The organism is Streptomyces sp. NPDC054840 (assembly GCF_053611065.1).
On record NZ_JBSGZP010000202.1, the window covers coordinates 1 to 10983 of the forward strand.

Genomic DNA, 10983 nt, shown 5'->3' on the forward strand with positions numbered 1-10983 from the left:
CCCCCAGAGTCCGCCGAGCAGGCAGGGAAACAAACCCGGGATCCTGGCGGACGCCCTCGCTACCATCGTCCGGTGCACCCCGAACCCCGCCCCTGGACCCCGTATCCGAAGATCCCCGCGAACACCCGGCTGGGCGAGGCCCGAGGACGCAACTGGGTAGCCCACGAGAAGATCCACGGCGCCAACTTCGCCGTCGTGTGCGACGCGTCCGGCGCGCACCCCGCCAAGCGGCGCGAACTGCTCGCGGACGGCGGGCTGGACGACTTCTTCGGCGTCGGCAGGATCTGGCCCGCGCTGGCGGTGGCCGCGACCCGCTGCGCCCAGAGCCTGCGCGAGGACACCGGAGCCCCGGCCTCCGCCATCGTCACCGTCTACGGCGAACTCGCCGGCGGCCGCTACCCCCACCCCGACGTACCCGCCACGCGCGGAGCCGATCCCGTGCAGACCGGCGTCTGGTACGCGCCCGAACTCCTCTGGCTGCCCTTCGACGCCACCGTCACCGACGAGGACGGCCCGTGCTGGGTCGGCGACCGGGCGTTGCGCGCGGCGGCCGCCGAGGCCGGGCTGCTCTGTGTCCCGCTGCTCGCCGAAGGCCCGCTCGCACGGCTCCAGGAGCTGCCGGCGGTCTTCCCCACCCGGCTGCCCGGGCTGCTGGGCCTGCCCGCCCTGCCCGACAACCTCGCCGAGGGCCTCGTCGTCAAACCCGCCGACGGATCCCGCGAACCCGGGCGGCCCATGGCCAAGTTCAAGCAGCCCGCCTTCGCCGAGGACGAGCGGTTCGACGGCTCGCGCCCCTACCAGGCTCCCGCCGAAGGCGCGGCAGGAGTCCCCGGCTGGCTGCTCGCCCACGGCACGGGCCTGCTCACCCCGGCGCGGGCCGCATCGGCCGTGAGCAAGCTGGGACCCCGTACCCCGCCCGGAGACCTGGCCACCGAGATCGCCCGGGACGCCACCGAAGACGTGGCACAGGCCCTGGGCGGCCTGGACCAGGCGACGTACCGCGCACTGGAGGAGTGCCTGCACGCCGGAGCCCTGACCCTGGCCCGCTTCGACGCCGCCGACCGCCGCGCGTGACACCCACCGGGGCACGGGGCGGCGGCGGCCCGCCGGGTCCTCCCGCGCCGACGGCACTGTGCATACTGCTGCCATGAAGTCCCCGCTCGGCGCGCGTATCCACCTGATGATCACCTTCGTCCTGGTGACCTGCGGCGCGGTCGCCGGAGCCTGCCTCGGTCTGCTCCTGTCCGGCCGGCTGCTGGCCGTGGTCTTCGCGGCCGTGGCCGGCCTCGGCGCCGGGCTGGGATCGTTCTTCTCCCGCCGGCAGGTCCTCGCCCTCTTCCAGCCCGACCGCGAGACCGTTCCGGCCGACGGCTACGCGGAAGGCCTCGCCGACGCCGCGCTCGTCTGCATCGCGACCTACCAGGCGGCCGTCTTTCCGCTCACCGCCCACGGGGTGAGCGAGGCCGAGCGGGAGGCCCGCCGAAAGATGGCCTACCGGATCTCCGCCTACGAGGGCCTGCCGTACCCGGTACGGACCTCGGCGGCCGCCGCCCTCGAAGCGATCGACCACGGCGCGGACCCCAGGCGGGCGGAGGCCGCGATGAAGGAGCTCTGCCTCACGATCTACGACAACCGCCGCGGCCGGTGATCCGGGCGCGCGCACCGAGGCCCTCCGGTGCGCTCACCTCATTGTCCGATCGGCTGGTCGGCAACGGTTGGGCCTCGGTCCGGGTTCCGGCAGTGGCCTGATGCGGCTCATGGCGTTGTCCGGTTATGGAATCTGACGGGATGCTGTTCGCTCGGGCGCCGCTCGATGGTGTCGTCTGGCTCGACACACTGGTCCACGATCCGGCCTGCGGGTCGTGTCCGCGCCGGCGGGAGCCGCAGGAGGAATCCGAGGAGGACGACCCCGAAGCCGACGGGATCCCGGTGCTGTCGGGCCGGGCCCGGAACTGGATGGTGGCCGCCTCAGCGGTCACGGTCGTCTCGGCCGTACTGACCGTGGTGGCCAACTGACGCCCTTCCCCGGCCGGCTCCGCAGCAACCGGGCTCGCGCGGGCTCATCCGGCCGGGTGGAGGGTCAACGTCCACGTCCGGCAGGTGTCCTCGCCGGGCCGGTCGGGGTGTTGTTCGGTGATGGTCACGATGATGTCGTCACCGGAGCGGTGAAGCGCGCCACGGTGACGCCACGCTTCCCCGGGGGCGATGGCGTGGAGCTCGGCGAGGACCCGGTCCTCCAGCCGGCGGCCTACGGCGCGCAGCACTCCGGCGTCGAGCACCAGGATCGTGCCGTCCGCGAGGACGAGCGGCTCCGGGGTCTGCGGGCCGGTGAGCGACGGTCCGCGCTCGACGCCGCCACCGGGCAGCAGCCGAACCACCCGGCTGCTGGTGGGGATCTTCCGGTCGGTCTCGACGACGCGGAGGCCGGTCCCGACGACGTAATGGCCATAGCTGCGCCAGGAGTCGTACAGCGTGCCGTCGCGGTCGTAAGCCCAGCTGTCGAAGGCGTCGTAGCCCTCCAGACCGAGCACGAACCGGCCGCCGCCCAGCGCCGCGCCGCGCGCGCCGCGCAGTTCGGCGATCCGGCTGCCGTCCGCCAGGTCGAGGAGTACGGCCGGGCCCAGGTTGCCCCAGGCCGTGTACGCGAGCGAGTCCGTCGTGACGAGGACCCGTCCGCCGGAGACGTGGGCGGCGTTGGGGACGCCGGAACAGAGTGCGGTCCAGCGGGTACGGCCCGAGGCGTCCACGCAGCTGATTTTCCCGGCGGTGCCGTGGATGCGCAGGTCCCCCCGCCGGGCGAGCGGCCGGCCCACGGGCCGTGCCGGACCGCCCGGCGGCGGACCGGTCGTGCGTCCACGTGCCCGCACGGTGACCCGCCACGCGCCCGCACGGTCCTTCTCCTCCGGTGTCCCCATGGACCCAGATGCTAAGGGCTGTCCCGTCATCCCCGGCGGGCCTCAAAGGGGTGCCTTGCCGATCAGGCCGGGCTCGCGACCGTGGTCGATCCGACGACACACCGTCACCAAGCTGTGAAGCTTCTGCGGGACGCTGGTGCTCAGCCAGCCCGGCCCAGCCCGGCGCGTTCCGCGCTTTCCCCAGGGGGGACCCCATCATGAGCACCGTACGCAAGGCAGCCATCGCCCTCGCCGCCGTATCCGCACTGGCCCTGACGGCCTGTGGACCCACCGAGGACGGCGCGGCGGGCGGGCCCGGGACACCGAGCGCGAGCCCGACGGTGAGCCCCGGCGGGAGCGCGAGCGCCGTAGCGAGCGCGGCTCCGTCGAAGTCCGGCGCGCCGAAGAAGACCGCGACCCCCACGAAGCCGGCGAAGTCGGGCTCGACCGACCCCGACTTCGACGTGTTCCCCTGCAGCACGCTCGACGTGACGTTCACCGCCGGCCTGGCCGAGCCCACGACCAGCAGCTACCTGCTGAAGATCACCAACAAGGGCACCAAGGCGTGCAGGGCGCTCGGGCATCCGATCGTCACCTTCGGCGATCTGGACGGCCAGGCCACGGAGCGGGGCGCGGCCCCGGGCGTCGAGGACGCGCTCCGGCTGGAACCGGGCCAGTCGGCCTATGCCGGGCTCATGGGCGGGGCCCACGACGGGAAGGGCAAGACCGTCAACTCGATCGCGCTGACCATGAACACCGAGTCCGACCTGAAGCAGACACCGCTGAAGGCGTCCACTCCCGGCCTGTACGTCTCGCCCGACAAGAACTCCGTGACCGCCTGGATGAACAACGCGGAGGACGCACTGAGCCTGTAGGGCGGCCCGTCGGCCCGTCGGCCCGTCGGCCCGTCGGCCCGTCGGCCCGTCGGCCCAGGGTGACGGTCCCCGGCACGTTCCCGTTCATCCGGTCGGCCGAGCAACGGAGGACGGCCGCCCCCCGCCGGGTCAGGCTGTGGACAAGGACCGTCACCACCGCACAGACGAGGACCGAGCCCATGTCCCACTGCCGACGTATCAGCACCATCGTGGGCGTCGCAGCTCTGCTGCTGACGGCGAGCGCCTGCTCGGGCATGGGCCGGAGCACCGTCGGCATGCTGACCTTCCGCGGGCACGACTCGCCGGTCGAGCTGAGCTACTCCAACACGCCGGTCACCGGTTGCCACAGGATCGGCATCCCGAAGGGCGCCACGCACGTCGAGAACCACACCCTCGTCGACGTCGTCCTGTACCGGACGGAGAACTGTCAGAAGACCGACAAGGCCGAAGGGATCTACGTCGCCACCACCCTCTCCAACGTCACGGCCCCCATGAGCCTGCCCTGGCGAAGCTTCAGCGTCATCCACTGACTCCGCGCCCTCCTGCCCGCAGGCCCGCCGCTTGCGGGCGGGCGGGGTGTGTCCCATAGTCCGAGGTATGGACGCGCGTGAGGCGGCGCTCCGACAGGCGCACGGGCACGCCGTCCGCTGGCTGGCCAGCCTGTCCGACCGCCCGGTTCCCGCCCGCGCCTCGGTCGACGAGATCGTGCGCGCGCTCGGCGCCGACCTGCCCGACGAGCCGACCACGCCCGCCGATGTCGTCGATCTGCTGGCCACGGCCTGCGAGCCGGGGCTCACCGCCTTCCCCAGCGGCCGCTTCTACGGGTTCGTGGTCGGCGGCACAGAGCCGGCCGCGCTCGCGGCGGACTGGCTGGTCAGCGCTTGGGACCAGAACTGCGTGATGCGCGCGGTCTCGCCCGCCTACACGGCGGCGGAGGAGATCGCCGGCGCCTGGCTGCGCGACCTGCTCGGCCTTCCGCCCGACAGTGCCGTCGGCTTCACCACCGGTGCCACCATGGCGAACTTCACCTGCCTCGCCGCAGGGCGCGACACGGTGCTGCGGCGCGCCGGATGGAGTGTGGCCCGGGACGGACTCGCCGGCGGACCGCCCGTGCGGGTCATCGCGGGCCAGGACCGCCACATGGCCATCGATCTGGCCCTGCGCTACCTGGGGCTCGGCCGGCCCGAACTCGTCGGGGCGGACACGCAAGGACGCATCGACCCGGCGGCCCTGCGCCGCACCCTGGCGGCCCGCGGCCCCGCCACCGTCCCTGTCCCCACGATCGTGATCCTGCAGGCCGGCGACATCCACTCCGGGGCCTTCGACCCCTTCGGGGAGACGATCCGCGCCGCCCGCGAGGCCGACGCGTGGGTGCATGTGGACGGCGCCTTCGGCCTGTGGGCGGCCGCGTCCCCGACCCACGCCCACCTCACCGACGGCTGCGCAGAGGCGGACTCCTGGGCCACGGACGCCCACAAGACCCTGAACGTCCCCTACGACTGTGGCCTCGCCATCGTCCGCGACCCCGCCGCGCTCCGGTCAGCGATGGGCTTGCGGGGCGACTACCTCATCCAGCACGAACACGGCGACCCCATCGACAAGGTCCCCGAACTCTCCCGCCGCGGACGCGCCTTCACCGTATGGGCCGCCCTCCGGTCCCTCGGCCGCCCGGGCGTGGCCGGCCTCGTCGACCGGCTGTGCCGGCACGCCCGCGCCTTCGCCGCCGGCATCGACGCCATCGACGGCGCGACCGTCCTCAACGACGTGGTCTTCACCCAGGTCTGCGCCGAGTTCGGCGACGACGAACGCACCGACCAGGTGCTGGCCCGCCTCCTCGACGAGGGCGCGGCATGGATCAGCGGCTCCACCTGGCACGGCCGCCGCGTCATGCGCATCTCGGTGAGCAACTGGTCGACGACCGACGAGGACGTGTCACACACCCTGGACGCGATCCGCCGCGCCTCGTCGTCGAGGACGAGCCGGTCGTGAGGGAGGCCGCCGCGGAGGCGGTGTGCGCATGGCCCCGAGCGGTGACGGCGCCCACCCCTCAGCGGGTCAGGGTGACGGGCGTCGGGCCGTCGGGGCGCACGGTGATGCTGTACGCCGCACGGGTGGGCACGGCCCGGAAGCACGGGACGTGGGCGGGCAGCAGGAGTTCGAGGAGGGCGACCGACTCCCGCAGCGCGAACTGCTGGCCGAGGCAGGCGCGGGGGCCGATGCCGAACGGCAGATAGGCGCCGGGCCGGGTGGGACGGCCACCGGGGACGGTGAAGCGCCGGGGGTCGAAGTGCTCGGGGTCCGGCCACAGTTCGGGATCCCGGTGGGTGAGGTAGGGGCAGACCAGCAGATCCGTGCCCGCCTCGACGCGGTAGCCCGCCAGGACGTCGGCCTCGGCGGCGTGCCTGGGCAGGATCCAGGCGGACGGGTAGAGCCGGAGCGTCTCGCCGACCAGCGCCTGGATGGCTTCGCGCCGCTCCGGTGAGCCCTCGCGACCGGCCGCGAGCGCCTCCTCGCGGGCCGCGGGGTGGCGGTCGAGGAGCAGGTAGAGCCAGGTGAGCGTGGTCGCGGTGGTTTCGTGGCCGGCGACCAGCAGTGTGACGAGCTCGTCCCGCACCAGCCGGTCGGTGTACTCGGGGCGCTCGGCCGAGGCGCCGACCAGCACCTGGAGCAGCCCCGGCCCGTCGGGTCCGGGGGCGCCGTCCCGGGCCGCGGCCACCGCCCGTCGGGCGACCTCGTCGATCCTGGCCAGGTCGTCGGCGACGGCGTCCCGGGCGTCCACCTGGTCGGCGGGCAGACTCGGCAGCGCGGCTACCACGGTGGCCACGGTCGTCAGTTCGTGCGCCGTCGTGTCGTCGAGCGGGTGCCCGGTGAGCGCCCGCCAGATGGTGTCCAGGGCGAAGCGGCGCATCTCCTCACCCAGGTCGAAGGTCCGCCCGGTGCGCGCGTGATCGGCCCACCGTCCGGCCGTGGTCCGGGCCGCCCCGATGATCCGCTCCTCGTAGCGGCGCATCCCCTTCCCGGTGAACTGCGACTGCAGCAGCTTCCGTTGAGTCCTCCAGGCCTCGCCGGTCGCGGCGAGCACCCCGTCACCGATGAGCAGACGGGCGCGGTGGGAGCGCTTGACGTACCGGTCCGGGTGCAGGGCGAGGACGTGCCGCACGGCCTCGGGCCTGGTGACCAGGACGGTGGGCCGGGGCCCGAGACGGAACGCGGCGACCCCGCCGAGCCGTTCCCTTACCTGCGCCAACAGGTCGACCAGTTCACCCTTGTGGGCGCGCCACCGCGCCACGGCATCGGCGTCGGCCTCAGGGAGCGGCCGCCCCGTCCCGGACCGCTGTGGGGCGGGCGGCCCGCTGCCGGCGTCGATGGCCATGGCTCTTCTCCTGTCCGGCGGTCGGGACGGTGCCCGAGGGTCGCTTCGGCATCACGGACTGTACGGGGACAGGCGTGTGCGGTGACAGCGCCGGAGGGCCGATGGCCCGAATTCAACCGGGTGGTCGGCGGGCGGGTACGCCGATACGGGCCGCGAGGAGGGCGATGTCGTCGTCGGCGGAGGCGGGGACCAGGTGGGTGATGAGGGTGTCGCAGAGGTGGTCGAGCGATTGCTGGGGCGTGGCGAGCAGGCCGGTGAGCTCGGTCAGGCGTTCGTCGATGTCGCGGCTGCGCGCCTCGATGAGGCCGTCGGTGTAGAGCACGAGGGTGCTGCCGGGCGGAAGGGCGATGTCGGTGGTGGTGAAGGAGATGCCCCCGACGCCCAGCGGGACGCCCGGCGGGGTCTTGACGAGGTAGACGGTGCCGTCGGGCTGGGCCACGGCCGGGGGCGGATGTCCGGCGCGCGTGACCGTGCAATGGCCGGTGGCGGGGTCGCAGACCACGTAGAGGAACGTCGCGAGCATCGGGTCGGACAGGTCGGCGAGAGTGGCTTCGAGCTGGTGCAGCAGGGCGGTGGGAGGCATGTCGAGGCGGCCGAGGGCACGGACGGTCGCGGAGAGCCGTCCCATCACGGCGGCGGCCGCGATGCCGTGGCCCATGACGTCGCCGATGAGGAGCGCGGCCCGGCCTCCGCTGAGGGGTAGGACGTCGTACCAGTCACCGCCGACCTCGTTGACGTCGCTGGCCGGCAGGTAGCGGTGAGCGATCTCGATCCCGGGCGGCGGGGTGATGTGCTGGGGGAGCATGCTGCGCTGGAGGACGACCGCGGTCTCGTGCTCATGGTGGTAGAGGCGCGCGTTGTCGATGCTGATGGCGGCGCGGGCCGCCAGCTCTCCCGCGAGGGTGACGTCGTCGGATCCGAAGGCGCCGGTGTGTCCGGTGCGGTAGAAGGTGGCGACGCCGAGGACCATGTCGCGGGCGATGAGCGGGGTCATCATGAACGAGTGCACGCCCAGCTCCAGGAGTTGGGCCGGTTTGGGGGAGTGCCGCGCCGCGGGGGCGACGGTCCGTTCGTCGAGGTGGGCGATCAGGAACGACTGACGGGCCGCCAGGGCCTGGGTGTAGGGGGCGGTCGTGGGGAAGATGAGCGTCCGGCCCAAAGGCGCCAGGGCCTGCGTGACGGAGGAGCCGGTCAGTGGCGCCTTGCCCAGACGGCGCAGGGCCACGCCGCCGGCCAGGCCCGTGCCCGGCTCGATGCCGCGGGCGAGGGAGTCCAGGACGTCGACCGTGACGGCGCTCGCGAGGTGCGGGACGGCGAGGTCGGCGAGCTCCTGGGCCGTGCGCTCCAGGTCGAGGCTGGCGCCGATACGGGAGCTCGCCTCGCTGAGCAGGGCCAGGCGGCGCCGGCCCGCCTCGGCCTCGGTGTGGTCACGCTGCTGCGTGGTGATGTCGAGGAGGGAGGCGATCACGCCGATCGGCCGGCCGCCGGGGTCCTCGACGCGCACGTACGAGCACGACCACACATGGTCGTGGTCCGGGTCGGCCGGGGTCCGGCCGGTACGGCGCCGGTCGAGGACCGGCTCACCCGTGTCCAGGACCTGGCGCATCGCCCGCTCCATCTCGTCGGCGTTCACCTCGGGCAGCAACTCGGCCAGCCGTCGCCCCACATGGGCGGACTCCGCCAGCCCGTTCATCGCTTCGAGGGCCGGGTTGACCTGGAGGAACCGCAGCTGCGTGTCGAGCACCCCGATGCCGACCGGCGAGCGGGAGAACAGCCCGTCCCAGACGGCCGACGACCCTCGGATACGGCGGGCGGCGTGCGCGTCCGCGGCGAACACCAGCACGGCCGAGGCGCCGTGGTGGCGGTCCGGGACCGGGCAGGCCCAGATCTCCAGCTCCAACGGGTGACCGTTGCTGTGCCAGGCGGTGACCGTACCCATGACCCCGCGCCCGGTGGCGGCCGTCTCCCACAAGGACCGGCCCAGGCTGCGGTCGGCTCCCGGATGGAGGAGATCGGAGATGTGCCGCCCCAGCACCTCGGGCGGGGCGTAGCCCAGGAGCTGCTGGGCGCCGTGGTTCCAGCGCACGATCATCCCCTCGGCGCTGGTGGCCACGAGGGCGACCGGCAGGGCGCCCAGCCAGCCTCCGGCGTCCTGGGCGGCGCTGCTGATCAGGTCGTCGAGCGGCATCTCCTCATGCATCCTGCACCCGCTCCTCCGGAACGGCCTCGTGACGGTGCATGGCTCACATCTCTCATCGTCGCCCGGACGGCTCCACGGCGCTCCCCGGCGGGGCGGCCCCGGCCGCCGCCGGGGCTCCGGCGCAGCGGAGGCGGTCGGCGGTCACGGGGGCGCCGTCGGCCAGGTTGCGGTCGAAGGTGACGGTCTTGACCGGGACGGGCCGTGCGCCGGCGGTGACCTCGACGACCGCGTCGAGCTCCGGGTCCTCCTGCAGGCGGGCACCGGGCAGCGCGGCCGCGACGGTCGCCGCGTTCTCTTCCTGGCCGGTGGCGTAGCGGATGACCGGCGGGCCCGCCGAGGGCTCCGGCGCCGCGGTCGCCGAGGTGTCGGTGACGACGAACCCGTTGCCGCGCAGGGCGGCGGCGACATCGGCGTCGTCCACGCGGACGGCGATCCGGGCCGGGTCGGCGGGGGCCGGATTCTCCACGACGGGCTGGATCCGGGTGTCGCCCGTGATCGGGCGGTCCGCGGCGAGCGCCTCCCACAGCGCGGCGGAGCGGGCCTCGTCCCACACCAGGGTGGAACCCACACCGGGGACGCGGTGGTCGAAGAGGCGGATGGGGACGGTCGCGAACTCCGTCCGGTCCGTGCGGAGGTGACCGAGCGCCCAGCCGATGCGGACCAGGTCGTCAAGGCCGGTGCGCTCGTCGGTGCGCACGGTCTTCAGCAGGGTGCGTACGGTGCGCGCCGTGCTGATGGGGCCGGCCAGGGCGCCCTCCGCGGTGAGCCGGGCCAGCAGGTCGTCGACTACGCGCTGCTGGCGGCGGACCCGGCCCAGGTCGCCGGGCCGGAGGTTGACGTGCCGGGCCCGTACGTAGCGCAGGGCCCGGTTCCCGTCGGCGAGGTGGCGCCCGGCGCCGATGTCGAGCCCGGAGTTCTCGTCCTTGAGCGGCTTGTCGGTGCACAGGGTGGCGCCGCCGAGGTTGTCGACGGTCTGCTCGAAGCCCGTGAAACCGGTCTCCAGGTAGTGGTCGATGTGGAGTCCGGTGGCCTTCTCCACGGTGGCCACGGTGAGCGGGCCACCACCGATCGCGTAGGCACCGTTGATCTTGCCGCTGCGGGCCGGGGCGGTGGCGGTGGCGGTGGCGGCGGTGCTTGCGTACTCGACGTAGCTGTCGCGGGGGATGGAGACGATGCTCGCGCGCCGCCGGTTCTTGGACAGGTGGACGAGCATCATCACGTCGGTGCAGTTGCACCCCTTGCCGCCCACATGGAGCCGCCGCTTCTCGGCCGCGGAGAGCCCGGCGCGGCTGTCGATGCCGACGACCAGGATGTTGGTGCCCCGGCCGCTGCCACCGCCTGCGGACGCACTCGCGGCCGAGACGGCCTGGGAGCCCGCGAAGGACCCGCAGGAGAGGGCGGTCAGCAGGGTCAGAGCGACAGCCGTACGACGCAAGGCGCATCCCCAAGATCGAACCAACCGGATTAACCGGATTAAATGGGGAATGTACTGGTCCTTCGTACGCGAGCCCGGGCTGTACGCGCCGGGATTCCACCCCGCAGGGGGCGGGCTTGGTACATCTGCCCGCCGCCTGGGCGTACCCGGGCGCGCGGCGCCGACCCGGTCAGCGCTCGGACAGCTCCGAGGGGGCTTCCTGGACG

Annotated in this window: 10 protein-coding genes; 6 read left to right on the plus strand and 4 right to left on the minus strand. The window is 73.5% G+C overall.

Annotated elements, in window-relative coordinates; all coding sequences use genetic code 11:
* Nucleotides 1-72 precede the first annotated feature (72 nt).
* The 3 genes from ACWGIU_RS16655 (at nt 73) to ACWGIU_RS16665 (ending at nt 2016) form a co-directional block, all read left to right on the plus strand.
* Nucleotides 73-1074, plus strand: a complete 1002-nt coding sequence (locus tag ACWGIU_RS16655) for an RNA ligase family protein (RefSeq protein ID WP_453706455.1) — start codon at nt 73-75, stop codon at nt 1072-1074.
* Nucleotides 1075-1147: 73 nt separating this feature from the next.
* Entirely contained in the window at nt 1148-1648 is a 501-nt protein-coding gene (locus tag ACWGIU_RS16660) for a hypothetical protein (RefSeq protein ID WP_453706457.1), read from the plus strand.
* A gap of 140 nt (nt 1649-1788) precedes the next feature.
* A complete protein-coding gene (locus tag ACWGIU_RS16665) occupies nt 1789-2016 on the plus strand; it encodes a hypothetical protein (protein ID WP_453706459.1) in 228 nt (75 codons plus the stop codon).
* Nucleotides 2017-2060: 44 nt separating this feature from the next.
* Here the strand turns inward: ACWGIU_RS16665 and ACWGIU_RS16670 are convergent, their stop codons facing one another.
* Complete coding sequence (locus ACWGIU_RS16670) at nt 2061-2915, minus strand: hypothetical protein (protein WP_453706461.1); 855 nt, start codon at nt 2913-2915, stop codon at nt 2061-2063.
* 197 nt (nt 2916-3112) lie between these two features.
* On the opposite strand from ACWGIU_RS16670, the gene ACWGIU_RS16675 reads away from it, so the two are divergent.
* The 3 genes from ACWGIU_RS16675 to ACWGIU_RS16685 all read left to right on the plus strand — a co-directional run bounded on the left by ACWGIU_RS16675 (nt 3113) and on the right by ACWGIU_RS16685 (nt 5758).
* A complete protein-coding gene (locus ACWGIU_RS16675; RefSeq protein ID WP_453706463.1) occupies nt 3113-3769 on the plus strand; it encodes a DUF4232 domain-containing protein in 657 nt (218 codons plus the stop codon).
* A 179-nt stretch (nt 3770-3948) separates the two neighbouring features.
* Nucleotides 3949-4299, plus strand: coding sequence for a hypothetical protein (locus tag ACWGIU_RS16680; RefSeq protein WP_453706465.1), 351 nt, complete (start codon nt 3949-3951; stop codon nt 4297-4299).
* A gap of 67 nt (nt 4300-4366) precedes the next feature.
* Nucleotides 4367-5758, plus strand: a complete 1392-nt coding sequence (locus ACWGIU_RS16685; protein WP_453706467.1) for a pyridoxal phosphate-dependent decarboxylase family protein — start codon at nt 4367-4369, stop codon at nt 5756-5758.
* 58 nt (nt 5759-5816) lie between these two features.
* Here ACWGIU_RS16685 and ACWGIU_RS16690 read toward each other — a convergent pair whose 3' ends face one another.
* From ACWGIU_RS16690 to ACWGIU_RS16700, 3 genes are all read right to left on the minus strand, one after another.
* Complete coding sequence (locus ACWGIU_RS16690) at nt 5817-7142, minus strand: cytochrome P450 (RefSeq protein WP_453706469.1); 1326 nt, start codon at nt 7140-7142, stop codon at nt 5817-5819.
* 112 nt (nt 7143-7254) lie between these two features.
* Nucleotides 7255-9342, minus strand: coding sequence for a SpoIIE family protein phosphatase (locus ACWGIU_RS16695; RefSeq protein WP_453706471.1), 2088 nt, complete (start codon nt 9340-9342; stop codon nt 7255-7257).
* 52 nt (nt 9343-9394) lie between these two features.
* Nucleotides 9395-10777, minus strand: a complete 1383-nt coding sequence (locus ACWGIU_RS16700; RefSeq protein WP_453706473.1) for an LCP family protein — start codon at nt 10775-10777, stop codon at nt 9395-9397.
* Nucleotides 10778-10983: the final 206 nt, after the last annotated feature.